Below are 19,950 nucleotides of genomic sequence, written 5' to 3' on the forward strand. Positions count from 1 at the left end.
CGACGGGCGGGGGCCGACCTCTGTCGGGACGCGCTTGTCCCGGCCGATGTTCCCCCCTCGTTCACCTTCCGTTCACCGGGGCAGGCGACCGTGGTTAACCCGTCGCCGTAGCGTCTCGCACGGGTCGGCACCTGGCCCACAGCACCCAGCCATCACATCCCGAAAAGGACCCCCCTGTGAACTTCAAGCGCACCGGCAGCATCGTCGCGATCGCCGCGGTCGGAACCATGCTCCTCGCGTCCTGCGCCAGCAACGAAGGCGGCGCCTCGCCCTCGGGCGACGCATCGGCCAGCGACCTCTCCGGCTCCATCTCGGGCATCGGCGCCTCGTCGCAGCAGGCTGCGCAAGAAGCCTGGGTCGCGGGCTTCCAGACCGCCAACCCCGACGTCACCATCAACTACGACCCGCAGGGTTCGGGTGGCGGCCGTGAGAGCTTCATCTCGGGCGCCGCGGACTTCGCCGGTTCCGACCGCGCGTTCAAGACCGACGAGATCTCGTCGAGCACCTTCGCCGGCTGCACGCCCGACACCGGCATCGTCGAGCTGCCCGCCTACGTCTCGCCCATCGCGGTCGTCTTCAACCTCGACGGCGTGAAAGAGCTCAACCTCACGCCCGCCACCCTCGCCGGCATCTTCAGCGGCAAGATCACCACCTGGGACGCCGCCGAGATCAAGGCCGACAACCCCGACGCCGAGCTGCCCAGCACGGGCATCACCGCCGTCCACCGCTCGGACGACTCGGGCACCACCGAGAACTTCACCGACTACCTGCACGCCACGGCGGGCGACACCTGGACCGAAGAGGCCGACGGCACCTGGCCGACCGCCTTCGGCGGCGAGGGAGCCTCGGGCACCACCGGCGTGATCGACGCCGTCACCAACGGCACCGGCACCATCGGCTACGCCGACGCCTCGCGCGCCGGTGACCTCGGTGTCGCCAAGGTCAAGGTCGGCGACGACTTCGTCGGCTACTCGGCCGAGGCCGCTGCCGCCATCGTCGACGAGTCGCCCGAAGAAGAAGGACGCACCGACGGCGACATCGCCATCGAGCTCGACCGCACCTCGAGCGCCGCGGGCGTGTACCCGATCGTCCTGGTCAGCTACCTGATCGCCTGCGAGTCCTACGAGGACGCCGCCAAGGGCGAGCTCGTGAAGGCGTACCTCTCGTACGTCACCAGCGAAGACGGCCAGAAGGTCGCGGCCGACGCCGCCGGCTCGGCCCCGATCTCGAGCACGCTCTCGGGTCAGGTCGCCGACGCCATCGCACTGATCAAGTAAGACGGCACCACCCCGGGGGCCCGGGAACGCACCGCGTGCGTTCCCGGGCCATCGGCCTGACAGGCACCACGCACCACCAGCACCACGCACCACCCCCGAACCCCACCCGAGCCTCCGGAGGACCCCGTCCGATGACCGCCCCCGCCACGACCTCGGCCCCCACCGTCGTCCCGAAGCCCAAGCGACGTCCAGCCGACCGGATCTTCTCGGGCAGCACGGTCGTCGCCGGTGGCCTCATCCTCGCGATCCTCGCGGCCGTCGCGCTCTTCCTCATCGTGCAGAGCATCCCGGCCCTCACCGCGGCTCCCGAGGACGTCTCGCTCTCGGGTTACCCCGGATCGTTCTGGCAGTACGTCGGACCGCTGGCGTTCGGCACGGTCTACGCCGCCGCCCTCGCCCTCCTGATGGCGCTCCCCGTCGCCATCGGCATCGCCCTCTTCATCTCGCACTACGCGCCCCGCAAGCTCGCCCAGGGACTCGGCTACGTGATCGACCTCCTGGCCGCCGTGCCGTCGGTCGTCTTCGGCCTCTGGGGCAGCATCGTGCTCGCCCCCGCGATCCAGCCCTTCTACGACTGGCTGGTCAGCACGTTCGGCTGGTTCCCGCTCTTCGCCGGCCCCGTCTCGGGCACGGGTCGCACCCTCCTGACCGCTTCCATCGTGCTCGCCGTGATGATCCTGCCGATCATCACCGCCCTGAGCCGCGAGGTCTTCCTCCAGACGCCGGTGCTGCACGAAGAGGCCGCCCTGGCCCTCGGGGCCACCCGCTGGGAGATGATCCAGATCGCCGTGCTGCCGTTCGGCCGCCCCGGCGTCATCTCGTCCGCGATGCTGGGCCTCGGTCGTGCTCTCGGCGAGACCATGGCGGTGGCCCTCGTGCTCTCGCCGGCGCTCGTCATCAACCCCGCGATCCTGACCTCGACGAACTCCTCGACCATCGCGGCGAACATCGCCCTGCGATTCCCCGAGGCCCACGACATCGGCATCAACACCCTGATCGCGACCGGCCTCGTGCTGTTCGTCATCACCCTGATCGTCAACTCGATCGCCCGCTACGTCATCAACCGCCGCAAGGCCTTCTCGGGAGCGAACTGATGGCCACCACCACCGCCGGCGTGCGCCGGTCCAGCCCCTCGGTCAACGCCCTCACGACGGGCCGCCTGCCCAAGGCCGCCCCGCTGGTCATCCTGCTCGGCAGCTGGGTCGTCATGGGAGTCGTCTTCGCGCTGCTGAACGCGGCCGGCGTCACCGAGTCCTTCAACTGGGTCGGGGCGATCATCCTCGGCACCGTGCTCTACGCCGTGCTCGTCTTCGTCGTCGCGATGCAGATCGAGGGCATCCGCCGCGCGAAGGACCGCGTCGTCACGACCGCCGTCAGTGCCGCGTTCATCATCGCGCTGGTCCCGCTGGTCTCCCTGCTCTTCACGGTCGTGACGTCGGGTTCCAACCGGTTCGATGCCGACTTCTTCGCGATGTCGATGCGCAACGTCGTCGGAGCCGGCGGCGGTGGCCTGCACGCCATCACCGGCACCCTGCTGATCACGGCCCTGGCCGCGGTCATCTCGGTCCCGATCGGCCTGCTGACCGCCATCTACCTCGTCGAGTACGGCCAGGGCCGTCTGGCCCGCGCGATCACGTTCTTCGTCGACGTCATGACGGGCATCCCGTCGATCGTCGCCGGCCTCTTCGCCTACGCCCTCTTCGTGATCTTCTTCGGTGAAGGCGTGCGCATGGGCGCCGCAGGCTCCGTGGCACTCGCGGTCCTGATGATCCCGGTCGTCGTGCGCAGCACCGAGGAGATGCTGAAGCTCGTGCCGAACGAGTTGCGCGAGGCCGCCTACGCCCTCGGCGTGCCGAAGTGGCTGACCATCGTCAAGGTGGTCATCCCCACCTCGGTCGCGGGCATCACGACCGGCGTCATGCTGGCCATCGCCCGCATCATCGGTGAGACCGCCCCGCTGCTGATCACGGCCGGCTTCACCGCCAGCATGAACTACAACCTCTTCGACGGTCGCATGCAGTCGCTGCCGGTGTTCGCCTACAGCTCGTACGTGAGCCAGGGCACCGACGCGGCGGCCTTCATCGACCGGGCCTGGACCTCCGCCCTCACCCTGATCCTGATGGTGATGGCGCTGAACCTGCTGGCCCGCCTGATCGCCCGCGTCTTCGCCCCCAAGCTCGGCCGCTGACCCGGCACCTCCGACCCACACCCCGTCCCGGCTCCCGCCCGGCTCCCACCCCGAAGGAATCACCGTGTCCAAGCGCATCGAGGTCAACGACCTCAACGTCTACTACAGCAAGTTCAAGGCTGTCGAAGACGTCAACATCACCATCGAGCCCCGCACGGTCACCGCGTTCATCGGCCCGTCCGGTTGTGGCAAGTCGACCTTCCTCCGCACGCTGAACCGCATGCACGAGGTCATCCCCGGCGCCTACGTCGAGGGCGAGGTGCTGATCGACGGCAACGACCTGTACAGCCCCGGCGTCGACCCCGTGCTCGTCCGCCGTCAGGTCGGCATGGTGTTCCAGCGCCCCAACCCGTTCCCGACGATGAGCATCCGCGACAACGTGCTCGCTGGCGTCAAGCTCAACAACCGCCGCATGTCGAAGAGCGACCAGGACGGCCTCGTCGAGTCGTCGCTGCAGGGCGCGAACCTCTGGAACGAGGTCAAGGACCGCCTCGACAAGCCCGGCTCGGGCCTCTCGGGCGGTCAGCAGCAGCGTCTCTGCATCGCACGGGCCATCGCGGTCTCCCCCGACGTCGTGCTGATGGACGAGCCCTGCTCGGCCCTCGACCCGATCTCGACACTGGCCATCGAGGACCTCATCGAGGAGCTCAAGCAGCAGTACACGATCGTCATCGTGACCCACAACATGCAGCAGGCCAGCCGCGTCAGCGACAAGACGGCGTTCTTCAACATCGCCGGCACCGGCAAGCCCGGCAAGCTGATCGAGTACGACGACACCGCCAAGATGTTCTCGAACCCGAGCGTGCAGGCCACGGAAGACTACGTGTCGGGTCGCTTCGGCTGATCCGGCACCGCGCCTCCTCGGGGTGAGGCGCATCCGCACGTCGCGTGTCCGCGAGGTGCACACGAGAAGAGGCGGTCCACCGGGTGGTGGACCGCCTCTTGCGTGTGGTGGCGGATCAGGCGTGCCGGGTCAGGCGTGCCGGGTCAGGCGCTGGGGATCGCGACGACCGGGTCGCTGGTCGGCGACGACGATCCACCCGCGGGCTCGACCGTGATGCCGACCGTGTCGCCTGCACTCATCTCGCCCTTGAGCACGTGCGTGGCCGGGGCGTTCGACGAGGCGTCGAAGGTACCCGCGGGCACGGCGCCGTCGTCGTTGATGTACCAGAGCTCGTAGGTCTGGTCGCCGGGCAGCGAGGTCATCCCGTCGACGACGACGGCCGAGCGACCGAGTTCGTTCGACCAGATGAGCGTCGCCTTGCCACCGGTGCTGACGTCGGCCACCGAGCGCTGGAAGTCGCTCGCGGCGTAGATCTCGTCGATGCCGGAGGCCTGCTGCTCTTGCTGCTGACCGGACTGACCGAGACCCTCGACGAGGGCTCCGCCGCCGAAGAAGAGCGCGGCGGCCGCGGCGGCCGCACCGAGGACGGCGACGGGACGCGTGAACCAGCGACGGTGCGCGGCCCCGGTCGGCGTGAGGACGCGGGCACCCTCGGACTCGCTGGGCTCCATCTCGGGGGCGGGGGTGCGCTCTACGCGACGTTCGTGGTCGTCGTCACCCGCGCCTCCTGCGGTCGTCGCGATGTCGCGGTCTGTCGTCGGGGCCGTCGCCGTGAGCGGCGCCCGTTGCGGCGTCGACGCGATGAGGTCGAGCACGCTGGCGCGGAGCTCGGCCGACGGGGTGACGGGCCGAGCCGCGTGGGCGAGCAACAATGCGGTCTCTCTCAATTCGGCCACCTCCGTCCTGGTGTCGTCGTGCTGGTCTGATGTGTCGTCGAGGAGGACCTCGAACGCGTGTCGTTCGTCGTCGCTCAATGCGTTGAGCACGTAGGCACCGGACAGGTTGTCGGTGTCGACGTTCGTGGTGCCCGCGTCGTCCGCGTGGCGGTTTCGCGTGGGCTCGTCGTGGTCGGTCACGAGGCCACCCCCATCTCGTCGCGCAGACGGATCATGCCGTCGCGCAGTCTGGTCTTGACCGTGCCGATCGGCACGTCCAACAGTTTCGCGACCTCGCTGTGGCTGAGGCCGCCGTAGTAGGCGAGCTTCACCGCCTGCCGTTGCAGTTCGGTGAGGCGTCCGAGTGCCCGTTCGACCCGCTCGTGCTCGATGCGGATCTCGACGGACTCGGTGACCGAGTCGTAGTCGGTCTCGAGGTCGCGCACGCCGATCTTCAGGTCGCGGTCACGACCGGCCTGGGAGGCGCGGATGCGGTCGACGGCCCGGCGGTGCGCCATCGTGAGCATCCAGCTGGCGGCGCTGCCCCGGGTGGAGTCGAAGCGCGTGGCGTTCTGCCAGATCTCGAGGAAGACCTCTTGGGTCACCTCTTCGGACTGGGCATGGTCTTTGAGGAGCCGCTTCACCAGGCCGAGCACGCGGGGTGCGGTCTGGTCGTACAGCTCGGCGAAGGCGGCCTGGTCGCCCTGTGCGACTCGCGGCAACAGTTCGTCGGGAGTCGACGGGGTGTGCCCGGCGTCGGGCGTCTCTGTCTCTCGGGTCACGAGTTCGAGCATGTCAGGGTTCACCTCCGGTCGCACTGTTCGTCGGTTCGTGGCTCGCGATCCGGGGCGGATCGTGATGTGGGGCTTCGTGGTGCCTGGTGGTGCTTCGTGGTGCCGTGTTCGTGGTGCGGGCGGGACCCCCTGCGATGCGGCCGTCTGGGATGGCGTTCAGGCCCGGTGCATCGCAGGGAGACCAGCCCGCCGACGCCCGAAGCTTAGGGAGGACGGGTGTCGGCGGGGGATCGTGGATCCCTCACGTGAATGGTTCGGCACCGGGGGTCGGGCGGATTGGGCGAACATTCGCGTGTGGTCGTCCTGCTCGGCCGGCGCTCTGGGCCGAACCCGACCGGGGGCGGGCCGGAACGCGTGCCGAACCCGACAGACGGGCACCGACGCGCCGCTCACTTTCCCGCTGCAGTCGTCGGACGCTGCCGAGTTGTCGCGATTTGCACACGTGGGCGAGGGCGCTGTGCGGGGACTCGGGCGGGACGAGGAGGCGCGGGTCGCGCAACGAGGAGGGCGGCGGTCGGTCGTCACGCCGGTTCTCGACCGAGAACTCGTCTCGGGAGGAAGAGGTGCCGGACCGCAGAAACGCCTCTCGGCGCGAGGCCGCTCGAAGCGGCTAAATTTGGAGCCCGGGGTTACTGCGGCCCGACCAGAGAGACTTTACCCGCCTCGGGCCGGGCGGTCCGACGAGTTCGCGTCGTGCGAACGCCGTGCGGGTCCGCGCGTGTCGAGCCCGCCCGGGCACGTGCGGCTCGACTCAGGACTCGGCCGCACGCGGGGCATCGCTCAGTCGAGGCTGTCGTCGCGCCACAGGTGGGCGCAGGCGACGAGGTCGACCCCGAGTTCGCTGAAGCGCAGCGCGCGGCGCGTGAGTTCGCCGGCGCGGTCGGACCCGACGGCGTCCTGGTCGTCGGCGACCGAGGTGGCTCCGGCGGCGGCGAGGCGGCAGAACGCGGCACCCCGCTCGAGCGCGATGGCGAAGTCGCCGACGAAGACGCCGCGGAGGATCAGGTCGGCGAGTTCGAGGATCTCTTCCGGGCTGGCCGGCGCGGGGGCCCCTGCGACGACCGGGTCGATCGTGGTGGCGACCTCGACCCCGCGCTCGAAGAGCTGGGTGACCTCGACCGGGTTCTGCCGGATGACGGCCCGCACGAGGTAGATGCGCCAGAGAGCACCGGGCAGGCTGTGCGGGCTGGCCCGTGCCCAGAGCTCGGCGACCGCGTCGATGCCGTGTTGGTCGGTGAACGTGACGAGCCGGTCGAGGATCTCGGGGCTCGGGTCGTGCTTGACGCGGGCGACGAGGGCCGAGGCCGACTCGTGGGCGACGCGGTTCATCGTCGCGGGGTCGTCTCCGCCCTGGAAGGCTTCGAACTCGGACCCCGAGAACTGGGTCGGGCGGTGGAAAGGTCTCGGCACCGGACCCACGATAGGCGCGACCACCGACACCGAGCCGGACGTTCGCCCACGGCACCACCGCCGGCACCCGGCGACGCCGGCTCCACCGAGGAGGCGCGGGTCGGCCTGGCGAGCGCGAGGCGCGGCATCCCGTAAACTGGACGCGCACGGGCCTCTAGCTCAGTTGGTAGAGCATCGGACTTTTAATCCGCGGGTCGTGGGTTCGAGCCCCACGGGGCCCACCTGTATCCGTCGCAGTGCCTGCGATGTTCGACGTCGTCCGGCCTCCGAGCCCGCATTATCGCGACTCCAAAGGCCTCACCCGGTGACCCGGGAAGGCGGGGCCGACGTCGCACCCGAATGCGGCGGCCCCACCACGAGAGACCGAACCCGAATCCTGTCCCCCGATTTCAGGTGGGTCCCACCCACCTGGTACGCGCAGAACATACGCCCTCAAGACGTCAGGTGTCGGCTTTTCTGTCGAGGACGAGAGAAAGCGCCCCTCCGGTTCGGGCCGGGAGGGGCGCTCTGCCTCCCCGCGACAGGTGTCGGGCAAGCCGTCTGGGTCGCTACGGGGTACGTCAGGGTCAGGGGGGCCCTGGGGAGACAGCAGTGAACGGTACGCGGACGTACGCCGACCGGTCCCAGCTTCGCGCAATCCGGACAATGCGCTCGCCGGTCCACCACGGAGAGGGCCGCTAGACGCCGGTCGCTCGATACCGCACACCCCAGCTGCCCGTCCAAGACTCCCCCGGGTCGAGCCAGCGCAGACCCTCGCCCGAGGCCAGCGCGTTGGCCGGTGCCGTCATGGGCTCGGCAGCCACGGCCAAACCCTTCACCCCGTCGCGGGGGAAGTTGCGGGGCGTGAACACCTGCACGTACTCGAACGAGGCGTCTTGCCAGAGCTCGGTCGCCGAACCGTCGGGGGCCGTGAACGTCGTCGTGCGGATGCCGTCGGCGTCGGGCGCGACGTCGCGGTAGCCCGTGTCGAGGTCGAGGTCGCCCAGGCGCGGGCCCTGCGACAGGTCGAACTCGGTGCCGGCCACGGGCGACGTGCCGACCGGGATGCTCGCCTCGTCCGTCTCGTACCGCGTCGCCGCCGCCAGCGTGACGGTCAGCGTCGCCGGGTCGTGGTCGCCCACCCGGAAGAACGGGTGCGACCCGACGGCGAACGGGGCCCGGTCGGAGCCGACGTTCGTGATCGTGTGCGTGACGACCATGCCGTCCGCGACGAGTTCGTGCCGCACGGTCGTGTCGAGCTGGAACGGGTACCCGTGCTGCGGGAACACCGTTGCCCCGAGCGTCACGGCGTGGGGCTCGCGCTCGACCACCCGGTAGGCCGTGTAGCGCAGCAGCCCGTGGCTGGCGTTTCCCTTGGCCGGCTCGGTGAGGTCGAGCTGCTGCTCGCGCCCGTCGAGCGACCACCGGCCGCCGGCGACGCGGTTCGGCCAGGGCACGAGCGTGATGCCGCAGGCCGAGGGCGGGGCCTCGTCGGCACCGAACGTCTCGGTCAGGGCGACACCGTCGACGGCCAGCGCGCGGATGCCCGCCGCCACCTGCGTGACGACACCCGTGACGTGGTGCCCGTCGTGCTCGAGGGTGAGGTCGTACTGCTCTCCGGTCGGGTTGCTCGTCGTCATCGTTCCAGTCTCGCTCTCGGGTGTCGGTGTCGTCCGGGATCTCGTGCGGCCCCGTGGTGAGGACCCCTGGGCTCAGGGACGCGAGGGGGCCGGGTCGCGAGGAGGCGCGTCGACCTCGCCCGCGCCTCCTGCGGTCACGACGGCGAGGCCCGCTCGACGCAGCTCGGCGACGGCACCGTCGTCCGCCCCCGCCGTGACGAGCCCCTCGAAGGTCTCGAGCGGCCCGATGACGCCCAGATGGGCCTCGCCGAGCTTGCTGCCGTCGGCCACGATGTACGACCGTCGGGCCGTCTGGGTCATGAGGCGCTTGAGGTCGGTCTCGGGCAGGTTGACGTTCGTCACGCCGTGGGTCGCATGGACGCCGGTGCAGCCGATGAACGCCAGGTCGGCCGTCACGCTCGCGAACACGCTCGTCGCCAGCGGGTTGACCAGCGAGTGCTGCAGCGGTCGCAAGGTGCCGCCGGACACGATCACGGTGAACCGCGGCACCGCCTGCTCGAGCGCCAGCGCGATGGTGAGGCCGTTCGTCACGACCACGACCCCCTCGAGGTCGTGCCGTTCGAGCAGGGCCAACGCGATCTGCGTGGTCGTCGTGCCGACGTCGAGCACGACGCAGTCGCCCGAGCGCACGAGCGACGCGGCTTCGACCCCGATCGCCCTCTTGGCCTCGGTCGACACCGAGCTCTCTTCTTCGAACGGGCGCTCGGCCGGCCGGTCGACCGACAGCGCCCCGCCGTGCACTCGCGAGAGCAGACCGTCCGCCGCGAGGCTCTCGAGATCGGTGCGGATCGTCACCTCGGACAGCCGGAACTCGCGCGCCAGCTCGGCCGTGCGGACGAACCCGCGACGCCCGACGAGGTCGGCGATGCGGTCGCGACGCCGCTCGCCCGGCAGCGGCGCGGGCTGCGGGGGCGGGGTCGAGTTGCCGTTCACCCGGCTAGTTTCGTATGCTTTCACGTACTTTCGCAACTGCAAGTCGTGGTCGCGAGTGCCCCGAACTGAAGGAGGCGCGATGTCGTCCATCACGAAACGCGCGACGGTCCTGTCCGACGGTCGCGAACTCATCTACTTCGACGACGCCGACACCACGCTCACGGCCGAGCGACGCGTCGACGCCCGCACGCTCGACCCGCGTCCCGACACGGCGACCATGCGACAGGACGTCCTCACCGGCGAGTGGGTCTCGATCGCAGCGTCGCGGCAGAACCGCGTGTTCCTGCCCCCGGCCGAGCTCGACCCGCTCGCACCGGCCAGCGAGACGAACCCGTCCGAGATCCCCGACGTCTACGACGTAGCCGTGTTCGAGAACCGCTCGCCGTCGTTCGGGCCGCTGCTCGAGAGCGACGACGCTCCCGAGGGCCTCGACGACCTGACGCGGATCGGCCTCGAACGCACCCTCCGCAGCGTCGGCCGGTGCGAGGTCGTCTGCTTCAGCCCCGAGACCCACGGGTCGTTCGCCGACCTGAGCGAGTCGCGCGCCCGCACGGTGGTCGAGGCCTGGGCCGACCGCACGGCCGCCCTGTCGGCCCTGCCCGGCATCCAGCAGGTGTTCCCCTTCGAGAACCGCGGCCAGGCCATCGGCGTCACCCTGCACCACCCGCACGGCCAGATCTACGCCTACCCCTACGTCACACCGCGCACGACGCGACTGCTCGACAGCATCGAGACCTACGGCCCGACCCTGTTCGCCGACCTGCTCGACCGCGAACGCTCCGGCCCGCGCGTCGTCCTCGCGGGCGAGCACTTCACGGCCTTCGTGCCGTTCGCCGCGCGCTGGCCGATCGAGATCCACCTGCTGCCGCACCGCCACGCCCCCGACTTCGCGGCACTGACCGACGACGAACGCGACGAGCTCGCGGTCATGTACCGGCGCCTCCTGCGCGGGGTCGACGGCCTGTACGACGACCCGACGCCCTACATCGCCGCCTGGCACCAGGCCCCCGTCGGCGTCGGACGCGACACCGTGCGCCTGATGCTGCAGATCACCTCGCCTCGTCGGGCCGAGAGCAAGTTGAAGTTCCTGGCAGGCTCCGAGGCGGCGATGGGAGCCTGGGTGGGCGACCTCGTCCCCGAGGTGCAGGCCGACCGAATCCGAGAGGCGATCGAGCGATCATGACCGACACCACCACTCCCCAGGGCTTCAGCGAGGTCTTCGACACCGAGGTCGCCGGGCGGTGGTCCGCCCCGGGCCGCGTGAACCTCATCGGCGAGCACACCGACTACAACGACGGTTTCGTGCTGCCTTTCGCCATCGACCGTCGCACCACCGTGACGGTCGGCCGCCGCGACGACCGCCTGCTGCGTGTGGCGTCGTCCTTCGAGGGTGGCGTCCACGAGGTGTCTCTCGACGACCTCGACCCGGCCTCGATGTCGGGCTGGTCGGCCTACGCCCTCGGCATCGCCTGGGCCTTGTCGGTCGCGCACGACCGGGCCGACTCCCCCGCGTTCGCCGCCGCCGGGGGCGACCTCTCGACCATCGACCTGTCGGGCGTCCCGGGCCTCGACCTGTTCGTCGAGTCCGAGGTGCCGGTCGGCGCCGGGCTCTCGTCGTCGGCCGCACTCGAGTGCTCGGTGGCCGTGGCCTTCGCCGAACTCTGGTCGCTCGACGTCAACCGCTCGGCCCTGGCCGCGGTCGGGCAACTAGCCGAGAACGAGGTCGTCGGCGCCCCGACGGGCATCATGGACCAGTCCGCGTCACTGCTCGGCAAAGCCGACTCGGGGGTGTTCCTCGACTGCCGCAGCCTCGACGCCGACGTCGTCGACCTCGGCTTCGCCGCCGCCGGCCTCGAGGTGCTCGTCGTCGACACCCACGTCGAGCACGCCCACGCCACCGGCGGCTACGTCGAGCGCCGCACGTCGTGCGAGAAGGGCGCCGCCACCCTCGGCGTCGACTCCCTGCGCGACCTCGACGTCAACGACCTCGGTCGGGCCGAAGAGCTGCTCGACGACGAGACCTTCCGTCGAGTCCGCCACGTCGTCACCGAGAACCAGCGTGTGCTCGACACCGTCCGCACGCTACGCACCGACGGACCGCGCGCTATCGGTCACCTGCTCGACGCCTCGCACGTGTCGATGCGCGACGACTTCGAGATCTCGGTGCCCGAGCTCGACCTCGCCGTCGCCACCGCCCAGGCCACCGGTGCCGTCGGCGCCCGCATGACGGGTGGCGGTTTCGGTGGGGCGGCCATCGCGCTCGTCCCCACCGAGGCCCGTGCCGACGTCGAGGCCGCGATCGTCGCCGCCTTCGCCGAGGCCGGCCACACGGCTCCGACCGTGTTCACCGTGCACGCCGCCGAGGGTGCCCGCCGCGACGCCTGACGCCGCGCAGCCCCGAGACGGGTACCGCACCTGAAGATGAACACAGCACCACGGGATTGACACGGCACCACGGGATGGGCACAGCACCAGGAGAAAACCTGGCGCTGTGCCCATCTTCTCGCGTGGTGGGTGCAGCAGCGGTACACCCCGTCACGAGGTGAACACGCCGCCGCGACATCAGGTGGCGGCGTGTTCACTTCGCGGCGGGATGAGGGCACGACCCCGACACGGCACCACGGGGGGCCACCGAACCACGCGACGGGCACAGCACCACAAGACGGGCACAGCACCCCGAGACGGGCACAGCACCACGAGACGGGCACAGCACCACGCGATGGGCACAGCACCAGGGGAAAACCTGGCGCTGTGACCATCATCTGGCGTGGTGGAGGGGGCGGCGGCACACCCCGCCAGGAGGTAAACACGCCGCCACACGATTGCATGGCGGCATGTTTAGTTCGTGGCGGGATGAGGGCACGACCCCCACGCAGCACCACGCGGAGGGCCACCGCACCACGAGACGTGGCACAGCACCACGGGATGGGCACAGCACCACGGGATGGGCACAGCACCAGGGGAAAACCTGGCGCTGTGACCATCTTGTGGTGTGGTGGGGGCGGCGGCGGCGACACAGCCCGCCACGAGGTAAACACGCCGCCACACGATTGCCTGGCGGCATGTTTACCTCGTGGCGGGATGAGGGCACGATCCCGACGCAGCACCACGCGAAGGGCCACCGCACCACGAGACGGGCACAGCACCACGCGATGAGTGCCGCACCACGCGACGAGCCCAGCACCACGCGATGGGCCGTGCACCACGCGGAGGGCCACCTCACCACGCGATGGGCACAGCACCAGGGGAAAACCTGGCGCTGTGCCCATCTTCTGGCGTGGCGGGTGCAGCGGCACCACACTGGCCGGCCGGGGCGTCAGGGGCGCTCGGCGGCCTCGACCACGTTCTTCAGCAGCATGGCCCGGGTCATCGGCCCGACACCACCCGGCACGGGCGACTGGAAGCCCGCCACCGCGGCGACCGCGGGGTCGACGTCCCCGCGCAGCTTGTACTTGCCCGTCTCGTCGTTCAGCACACGGGTGATGCCGACGTCGATCACGGCGGCCCCGGGCTTCACCCAGTCCGGCTTGACGAGCCCGGCGACGCCGGCGGCGGCCACGACGATGTCGGCCCGACGTACCTCGGCGGCCACGTCGACCGTCCGCGAGTGCGTCAGCGTCGCCGTCGCCTCGAGGCGGGTCAGCAGCAGCCCGAGCGGGCGCCCCACCGTCAGCCCCTGCCCGATGATCGTGACGTGCGTCCCCGCGATCGGGATGTCGTAGGCGTGCAACATCTCGACGATTCCGCGCGGCGTGCACGGCAGGGGCGTGTCGATCGAGCCCTTGCCACCCGGCACCGCCAGCACGAGCTCGCCGAGGTTGACCGGGTGCAGACCGTCGGCGTCCTTGGCCGGGTCCATCAGTTCGAGCATCGCCGTGGGGTCGATGCCGGCGGGCAGCGGCAGCTGGATGATGAACGCCGTGACCGCGGGGTCGGCGTTCATCGTCTCGATGGCCTGACGGATCTCGGCCTCGGTCGCCGTGTCGGGCAGGTCGATGCGGATGGACTCGATGCCGACCTCGGCGCAGTCACGGTGCTTGCCCGCGACGTAGGACAACGAGCCGGGGTTCGCCCCGACCAGGATCGTGCCGAGCCCTGGCGCGACGCCGCGGGCCTTGAGGGCGTCCACCCGGAGGCGCAGGTCGTCCTTGACGGCGGCGGCCAGAGCCGTCCCGTCGAGCTTCACCGCGGACGAATCGTCACCGGCGACGAAACGGGTGCGCTCGACGCCCCCCGTGCCGTGTGACGAGCCCTCGACCCCGACGCCCGCCGGAGCCCCGGCCGTGACGTCAGCGCTCACGCGTAGAGCGGGAACGCGTCGGTCAGCGCCTTGACGCGGGCCGCGAGGGCCGCGATGTCGGGCGACGGCATCAGCGTGAGCGCGATGATGTCGGCGACCTCGGCGAACTCGGCGTCCGAGAAGCCGCGGGTGGCGAGCGCCGACGTGCCGATGCGCACGCCCGAGGTGACCATCGGCGGGCGAGGGTCCCACGGCACCGAGTTGCGGTTCACCGTGATGCCGACGTCGTGCAGCAGGTTCTCGGCCTGCTTGCCGTCGACCTCGCTGGCGCGCAGGTCGACGAGCACCAGGTGCACGTCGGTGCCACCGGTCAGCACATCCACCCCGGCGGCCTTGGCGTCGTCGGCGGTCAGGCGGGCGGCCAGGGCCTGGGCACCGCGGATGGTGCGCTCCTGACGGTCCTTGAACTCGGGCTCGGCGGCGAGCTTGAACGCCGTCGCCTTGGCCGCGATGACGTGCATCAGCGGGCCGCCCTGCTGGCCGGGGAACACGGCCGAGTTGAGCTTCTTGAACAGCGGCTCGTGGTTCGAGAGGATCACGCCCGAGCGGGGACCCGCGAGGGTCTTGTGCACGGTCGACGAGACGACGTGCGCGTGCGGCAGGGGCGACGGGTGCAGGCCCGCGGCGACGAGGCCGGCGAAGTGCGCCATGTCGACCCAGAGGTAGGCGCCCACCTCGTCGGCGATGGCGCGGAAGGCCGCAAAGTCGAGCTGACGGGGGTAGGCCGACCAGCCGGCGATGATGACCTTGGGCTGGTGCTCGATCGCCTGGCGACGGACGACGTCCATGTCGATCAGGTAGGTCTCGGGGTCGACCTCGTAGGCCACGGCCTTGTACATCTTGCCCGAGAAGTTGAGCTTCATGCCGTGGGTCAGGTGGCCGCCGTGCGACAGCTCGAGGCCGAGGATCGTGTCGCCGATGTCGGCGATCGCCGCGAGCACGGCGGCGTTCGCCTGGGCGCCCGAGTGGGGCTGCACGTTGGCGAAGTCGGCGCCGAACAGCGACTTGGCGCGCTCGATGGCGAGGTTCTCGGCGACGTCGACGAACTCGCAGCCGCCGTAGTAGCGGCGACCCGGGTAGCCCTCGGCATACTTGTTCGTCAGCACCGAGCCCTGCGACTCGAGCACGGCGCGCGGCACGAAGTTCTCGGACGCGATCATCTCGAGGTAGTCGCGCTGGCGCCCGAGCTCTTGCTCGAGGACGGCGGCGATCTCGGGGTCGACGACCGAGAGCGGCTGGTTGAAGGTCGACGGCTGGCGGTCGGTCGACGCGGGGGTCGAGCCGGCGGACGAAGCGGCGGTCTGGTCGGAGATGGTCACGGAGGACTCCTTGGCACACGGGACGGACGGAGGTCGGATGTCGTGGCCCAGGCGTACGGCCACGCACGTGTGTCAGTCGCTCCCCGATGGTGACCATCTGAACGCCAGTCGCGACCCGCCCAGCATAACAAGACGACCTCCGGGCGGGAACCCGCTCGGCGACCGTGTGACACCCTGGACGGGTGAGCCTCACCCTCGACGACACCCGCACGGGAACGGAGGCCGACCCGCGCCTCCTGACCTCGCCCGACACCCCCTGGGTGACGCTCGTCTGGGACGACCCGGTCAACCTGATGACCTACGTCACCCACGTCTTCGAGACCTACTTCGGCTTCGGCCGGGCCGAGGCGAAGCGCCTCATGATGCGCGTGCACACCGAGGGCCATGCGGTCGTTGCCACGGGCAACCGGGAAGAGATGGAGCGCCACGTCGAGGCGATGCACGACTACGGCCTGTGGGCGACCCTCGCGAAGCAGGACGAGGCGTGACGCTCGTGCCGTTCGTCCGCCCGCGGGGCGGCGACGAGATCCGTGTGCGGCTCGACGCCGACGAGCGGGGGCTGCTCACCGACCTGGTCGGTCAGCTGGTGTCTCTGCTCGAGAACGGGGACGAGGGCGATCCGGCCCTGGCGCGCCTCCTGCCGGCGGCGTACCGCGACGACGCCGAGGCGGCGGCCGAGTTCCGCCGGTTCACGGCCGACGACCTCACGCGGCGCAAGATCGAGAACGGCCGAGCCGTGCTGGCCGCGCTCGGCGAACCGGGCACGACGCTCGACCGCGCGGCACAGCAGTCCTGGCTGCGCACCTTGAACGACCTGCGGCTCACCCTCGGCGAGCGCCTCGGGGTCACGGGCGAGGGCGTCCCCGTGAGCGACGACCGACAGCTGCAGGCGATGGGCCACGTCTTCGACTGGCTGGGCTACCTGCAGGAGGCGCTGCTGCGGTCCCTGCCCAAGGGCTGACCCAGCGCTCTGGGTCCCGACGCGCGACCCGGCGACCCGGCGTGGCGAGGGCCTAGCGGTTCTCCTTCGGGAACACGACCCAGAGCACGAGGTACACGAGCACCTGCGGCCCGGGCAGGATGATCGACAGCACGAAGATCAGGCGCACCAGGAAGGCGCTGATGCCGAAGCGGTTCGCGAGGGCGGCGCAGACTCCGGCGATGATCTTGCCGCGGCGGGGACGAGTGAGGGAGGCCATGCCCCCGAGCATGCCAGCCCCGCCTGGAGGGCGCCAGGGCTGCCGCGCGGGCCGGTGCCCGGTACGCGAGAATGGCCGGATGAGCGCTTCACTCGTGGCCAAGGGCCTGGCCGGCGGCCACGGCCACCGCACCCTCTTCGACGACCTCGACCTGACCGTCGCCCCGGGCGACGTCGTGGGTGTGGTGGGCGTGAACGGGGCCGGCAAGTCGACGTTGCTGCGCCTCCTCGCGGGGGTCGACGAGCCGCAGGCCGGCACGATCACCCTCAGCCCCGGCGACGCCTTCGTCGGCTGGCTGCCACAAGAGCACGAGCGCGTGCCCGGCGAGACCGTCGCCGACTACATCGGCCGCCGCACCGGCAGCACGCAGGCGACCGCCGAGATGGACGCCGCCGCGGCGGCCCTCGGCGACCCCGACCCGGCCCCGCGACCCGACGGCCTCGAGCCGGCCGACGCCTACTCGACCGCCCTCGACCGGTGGCTCGCCAGCGGCGCCGCCGACCTCGACGACCGTCTGCCCCAGGTGCTCGCCGACCTCGGCCTCGACCGTGACGGCGACGGAGCCGTCGGCCCCGACAGCCCGATGACCGGCCTCAGCGGCGGCCAGGCCGCCCGCGTCGGCCTCGCCGCCCTGCTGCTCAGCCGCTTCGACGTCGCGCTGCTCGACGAACCCACCAACGACCTCGACCTCGACGGCCTCGAACGACTCGAGCGATTCGTGCAGGGGCAGCGCGGCGGCATCGTCCTTGTCAGCCACGATCGCGAGTTCCTCGCCCGGTGCGTCACGAAGGTGCTCGAACTCGACCTCGCGCAGTCGTCGAACCGCGTCTTCGGCGGCGGCTACGACGCCTACCTCGACGAGCGCGAGACGGCCCGCCGTCACGCCCGCGAGGCCTACGACGAGTTCGCCGAGAAGAAGGCCGACCTCGTCGGTCGTGCCCGGACGCAGCGCGAGTGGTCGAGCCAGGGCGTCCGCAACGCGATGAAGAAGGCGCCCGACAACGACAAGATCCGCCGCAAGGCGTCGGCCGAGTCGAGCGAGAAGCAGGCCCAGAAGGTCCGCCAGATGGAGAGCCGCATCGCCCGCCTCGACGAGGTCGACGAACCCCGGAAGGAGTGGCAGCTCGAGTTCACCATCGGCGCGGCCCCCCGGTCGAGCTCGGTCGTCTCGACCCTGAGCGGCGCCGTGTTCCGCCAGGGCGACCCCGCCACGGGCGAGTTCGTGCTCGGCCCGGTCTCGCTGCAGGTGGACGGCGGCGACCGCATCGGCATCACCGGCCCGAACGGCGCCGGCAAGTCGACCCTGCTGCGCGGCCTGCTCGGCCGCCAGGCCCCGAGCGAAGGAGGCGCGAGTCGCGGAGCCAGCATCGCCGTCGGTGAGATCGACCAGGCCCGCGCACTCCTGGCCGGTGACGTGCCGTTGGCCGACGCGTTCGAGGCGCTCGTGCCGGACTGGCCCCAGGCCGAGGTGCGGACGCTGCTCGCCAAGTTCGGGCTGAAAGCGGACCACGTCTCGCGCCCGGTCGACGAGCTCTCGCCCGGCGAGCGGACCCGCGCCGGCCTCGCGCTGCTGCAGGCCCGCGGCGTCAACGTGCTCGTGCTCGACGAGCCCACGAACCACCTCGACCTCGCCGCCATCGAGCAGCTCGAGCAGGCCCTCGAGTCGTACGACGGCACGCTGCTGCTCGTCACCCACGACCGGCGCATGCTCGAGACGGTCCGGCTCGACCGCCACTGGAGGGTCGAGGGCGGCACCGTCACCGAATCGTGAGCCCGCCGACGACGCTGCCGGTGAACGACTCCCCCGGGCCTCGACTACCGTCGTCGTCATGACCCGAACCACCCGACTGGTCGCGGTCGCCGTCGCCCTTGCCCTGCTCACGGGCTGCACCGCGAACCCGACAACCCCGAGCGAGCCCACGGGCGGCGCCTCCGCGGACGGGACCTCGTCGGCCCTGCCGACCCGCGCCTCCTCGGAGCTCGCCGACTGGGCCACCGCCCTCGACGACCGTGACGACTACTCCGCCCGCTGGGTCGCCGTCGGCGACTCGATCTCCGAGGGCATGGGCGCCTCGACCGTGGACTCCCGCTGGATCGACCTGACCCTCGACGGCCTGCGCGAGCGCTACCCGACCGACGACGTGCCGGGCGGGGTCGGCTACCGGCCGGCCGCGTTCGCCGTCGCTCCCCCGGCGTCGACCTGGGCGCGCTGGGCCTCGAGCAGCGAGGGGTCGGTGTCGGCCTCGTCCCGCACCGCCGACCTCGGCTACCGCTCGGTCACGCTCGGCGCCGGCGCGACCACGACGTACCCGTTCACGGGCACCGACCTCGACCTCTGGTGGTCGAGCGGCCGCGGCACCTTCAGCTACACGGTCGACGACGGCGACGCGGTCGAGGTCGACACGCGCGACTCGATGGCCACCAGCGGCATCTCGTCCGTGACCGGGCTCGACGCGGGGGCCCACACCGTGACGATCCACGCCGAGACGCCCGTCGACATCGAGGGCCTGACCGCCTTCGACGGGGATCGCGACCGCGGCATCACGCTCTTCGACTCGTCCCGCTCCGGCGCCACGGCCCGCACCTTCACGGCCGACCTGCCCGGGTACCTCGACTCGATCGCCGCGACGAAACCCGACCTCGTCACGATCACGCTCGGCGCCAACGACGCGTTCAGCCGCACGCCGGACCAGTTCGAGGACGACTACCGCACCCTGATCGACGGCCTGCAGAGCCTCGACGACCCGCCGTCGGTCATGCTGATGGGCGAGTTCGTGCCCGGGACGAACCTCACCGAGGGCTTGGCCGGGGACGCGTCCGAGTACGACGCCGTCGTGCAGCGACTCGCCCACGAGACCGGCAGTGCCTACATCGACCTCGCCGACGCGCTGCCGGCCGACGGGGTCGCCTCGTTGCTCTCGGCCGACGGGGTGCACCCGAACGACGCCGGCCAGCGCGTCATCGCCGACTACGTGCTCGAGCAGCTCAGCGTCGGCTGAGCCGCGGCACGGCTCGGCACGGCTCGGCTGGGCGTCGCTGCGCCGAGTGGGCAGAAGATGCTGCTCACACGTCGGCGAAGAGCATCTTCTGCCCACTCGGCGCCCGTGCCCGCCCGCGCTCGCCCGCACGTGACGTCGAGTGGGCAGGAGATGTCGCTCGCAGCCGGACGGAGAGCATCTTCTGCCCACTCGA

General features: G+C 70.9%; 18 protein-coding genes, 1 tRNA gene and 1 riboswitch. Of the genes, 11 read left to right on the forward strand and 8 right to left on the reverse strand.

All coding sequences use genetic code 11. The features are described from left to right. Positions 1-176: 176 nt before the first annotated feature. The 4 genes from ASG28_RS10195 to pstB all read left to right on the forward strand — a co-directional run bounded on the left by ASG28_RS10195 (position 177) and on the right by pstB (position 4,309). Positions 177-1,277 (forward strand): phosphate ABC transporter substrate-binding protein PstS, encoded by a 1,101-nt coding sequence (locus ASG28_RS10195; RefSeq protein ID WP_369814160.1) that lies wholly within the window; start codon positions 177-179, stop codon positions 1,275-1,277. Between the two features lie 131 nt (positions 1,278-1,408). Continuing rightward, entirely contained in the window at positions 1,409-2,371 is a 963-nt protein-coding gene (pstC, locus tag ASG28_RS10200) for a phosphate ABC transporter permease subunit PstC (RefSeq protein ID WP_055974722.1), read from the forward strand. Further along, positions 2,371-3,465, forward strand: coding sequence for a phosphate ABC transporter permease PstA (gene pstA / locus ASG28_RS10205; RefSeq protein ID WP_054146879.1), 1,095 nt, complete (start codon positions 2,371-2,373; stop codon positions 3,463-3,465). Before pstC ends, pstA begins: the two co-directional genes overlap by 1 nt. 64 nt (positions 3,466-3,529) lie before the next feature. Continuing rightward, the gene (gene pstB, locus ASG28_RS10210; protein WP_043597259.1) at positions 3,530-4,309 is read left to right on the forward strand and encodes a phosphate ABC transporter ATP-binding protein PstB; all 780 of its coding nucleotides are present in this window, start codon (positions 3,530-3,532) and stop codon (positions 4,307-4,309) included. 143 nt (positions 4,310-4,452) lie between these two features. Here the strand turns inward: pstB and ASG28_RS10215 are convergent, their stop codons facing one another. From ASG28_RS10215 to ASG28_RS10225, 3 genes are all read right to left on the reverse strand, one after another. Further along, entirely contained in the window at positions 4,453-5,385 is a 933-nt protein-coding gene (locus tag ASG28_RS10215; RefSeq protein ID WP_055974726.1) for an anti-sigma factor, read from the reverse strand. After that, positions 5,382-5,978, reverse strand: coding sequence for a sigma-70 family RNA polymerase sigma factor (locus ASG28_RS10220; protein ID WP_055974731.1), 597 nt, complete (start codon positions 5,976-5,978; stop codon positions 5,382-5,384). The genes ASG28_RS10215 and ASG28_RS10220 overlap by 4 nt, the downstream gene beginning before the upstream one ends. 780 nt (positions 5,979-6,758) lie before the next feature. Next, positions 6,759-7,388 carry a hypothetical protein gene (locus ASG28_RS10225; RefSeq protein WP_055977451.1) on the reverse strand — a complete coding sequence of 210 codons (630 nt, stop codon included), beginning with the start codon at positions 7,386-7,388 and terminating at the stop codon, positions 6,759-6,761. 148 nt (positions 7,389-7,536) lie between these two features. Here ASG28_RS10225 and ASG28_RS10230 point away from each other — a divergent pair. Then, positions 7,537-7,609: transfer RNA gene (locus tag ASG28_RS10230), tRNA-Lys, on the forward strand. 456 nt (positions 7,610-8,065) lie between these two features. On the opposite strand, the gene ASG28_RS10235 is transcribed toward ASG28_RS10230, so the two are convergent. Continuing rightward, complete coding sequence (locus tag ASG28_RS10235; RefSeq protein ID WP_055974732.1) at positions 8,066-9,007, reverse strand: aldose 1-epimerase family protein; 942 nt, start codon at positions 9,005-9,007, stop codon at positions 8,066-8,068. 72 nt (positions 9,008-9,079) lie between these two features. Beyond that, entirely contained in the window at positions 9,080-9,940 is an 861-nt protein-coding gene (locus ASG28_RS10240) for a DeoR/GlpR family DNA-binding transcription regulator (protein ID WP_235477758.1), read from the reverse strand. Positions 9,941-10,019: 79 nt separating this feature from the next. Here ASG28_RS10240 and galT point away from each other — a divergent pair, with 79 nt between their 5' ends. Further along, positions 10,020-11,123, forward strand: a complete 1,104-nt coding sequence (galT, locus tag ASG28_RS10245; protein ID WP_054146884.1) for a galactose-1-phosphate uridylyltransferase — start codon at positions 10,020-10,022, stop codon at positions 11,121-11,123. Continuing rightward, positions 11,120-12,325 (forward strand): galactokinase, encoded by a 1,206-nt coding sequence (galK, locus tag ASG28_RS10250; protein ID WP_055974736.1) that lies wholly within the window; start codon positions 11,120-11,122, stop codon positions 12,323-12,325. Before galT ends, galK begins: the two co-directional genes overlap by 4 nt. A gap of 931 nt (positions 12,326-13,256) precedes the next feature. On the opposite strand, the gene ASG28_RS10255 is transcribed toward galK, so the two are convergent. Continuing rightward, positions 13,257-14,126, reverse strand: coding sequence for a bifunctional methylenetetrahydrofolate dehydrogenase/methenyltetrahydrofolate cyclohydrolase (locus ASG28_RS10255; protein WP_055977457.1), 870 nt, complete (start codon positions 14,124-14,126; stop codon positions 13,257-13,259). Between the two features lie 110 nt (positions 14,127-14,236). Beyond that, positions 14,237-15,553: a serine hydroxymethyltransferase gene (glyA, locus tag ASG28_RS10260; protein ID WP_082454762.1), complete on the reverse strand. Its 1,317-nt coding sequence runs from the start codon at positions 15,551-15,553 to the stop codon at positions 14,237-14,239. A gap of 44 nt (positions 15,554-15,597) precedes the next feature. Next, positions 15,598-15,681, reverse strand: a riboswitch (ZMP/ZTP riboswitch). Positions 15,682-15,741: 60 nt separating this feature from the next. On the opposite strand from glyA, the gene clpS reads away from it, so the two are divergent. Beyond that, positions 15,742-16,047, forward strand: a complete 306-nt coding sequence (clpS, locus tag ASG28_RS10265) for an ATP-dependent Clp protease adapter ClpS (protein WP_082454561.1) — start codon at positions 15,742-15,744, stop codon at positions 16,045-16,047. Next, entirely contained in the window at positions 16,044-16,520 is a 477-nt protein-coding gene (locus tag ASG28_RS10270; RefSeq protein ID WP_055974740.1) for a DUF2017 domain-containing protein, read from the forward strand. Before clpS ends, ASG28_RS10270 begins: the two co-directional genes overlap by 4 nt. A gap of 52 nt (positions 16,521-16,572) precedes the next feature. Here ASG28_RS10270 and ASG28_RS10275 read toward each other — a convergent pair whose 3' ends face one another. Then, positions 16,573-16,758 carry a PspC domain-containing protein gene (locus tag ASG28_RS10275; protein WP_054147120.1) on the reverse strand — a complete coding sequence of 62 codons (186 nt, stop codon included), beginning with the start codon at positions 16,756-16,758 and terminating at the stop codon, positions 16,573-16,575. A gap of 79 nt (positions 16,759-16,837) precedes the next feature. Here ASG28_RS10275 and ASG28_RS10280 point away from each other — a divergent pair, with 79 nt between their 5' ends. Together ASG28_RS10280 and ASG28_RS10285 are read left to right on the forward strand one after the other, a co-directional pair. Further along, complete coding sequence (locus tag ASG28_RS10280; RefSeq protein WP_055974743.1) at positions 16,838-18,529, forward strand: ABC-F family ATP-binding cassette domain-containing protein; 1,692 nt, start codon at positions 16,838-16,840, stop codon at positions 18,527-18,529. Positions 18,530-18,587: 58 nt separating this feature from the next. After that, positions 18,588-19,757 carry an SGNH/GDSL hydrolase family protein gene (locus ASG28_RS10285; protein ID WP_055974745.1) on the forward strand — a complete coding sequence of 390 codons (1,170 nt, stop codon included), beginning with the start codon at positions 18,588-18,590 and terminating at the stop codon, positions 19,755-19,757. Positions 19,758-19,950 lie beyond the last annotated feature (193 nt).

Origin of the sequence: Frigoribacterium sp. Leaf415, from assembly GCF_001424645.1 — a bacterium.
GTDB lineage: Bacteria > Actinomycetota > Actinomycetes > Actinomycetales > Microbacteriaceae > Frigoribacterium.

Coding starts and splice junctions, on each gene's coding strand:
- ASG28_RS10285 (WP_055974745.1), top strand. CDS start 18,588: ATGACCCGAACCACCCGACTGGTCGCGGTCGCCGTCGCCCTTGCCCTG.
- galT (WP_054146884.1), top strand. CDS start 10,020: ATGTCGTCCATCACGAAACGCGCGACGGTCCTGTCCGACGGTCGCGAA.
- ASG28_RS10275 (WP_054147120.1), bottom strand. CDS start 16,758: ATGGCCTCCCTCACTCGTCCCCGCCGCGGCAAGATCATCGCCGGAGTC.
- pstC (WP_055974722.1), top strand. CDS start 1,409: ATGACCGCCCCCGCCACGACCTCGGCCCCCACCGTCGTCCCGAAGCCC.
- ASG28_RS10220 (WP_055974731.1), bottom strand. CDS start 5,978: ATGCTCGAACTCGTGACCCGAGAGACAGAGACGCCCGACGCCGGGCAC.
- ASG28_RS10280 (WP_055974743.1), top strand. CDS start 16,838: ATGAGCGCTTCACTCGTGGCCAAGGGCCTGGCCGGCGGCCACGGCCAC.
- ASG28_RS10235 (WP_055974732.1), bottom strand. CDS start 9,007: ATGACGACGAGCAACCCGACCGGAGAGCAGTACGACCTCACCCTCGAG.
- galK (WP_055974736.1), top strand. CDS start 11,120: ATGACCGACACCACCACTCCCCAGGGCTTCAGCGAGGTCTTCGACACC.
- pstA (WP_054146879.1), top strand. CDS start 2,371: ATGGCCACCACCACCGCCGGCGTGCGCCGGTCCAGCCCCTCGGTCAAC.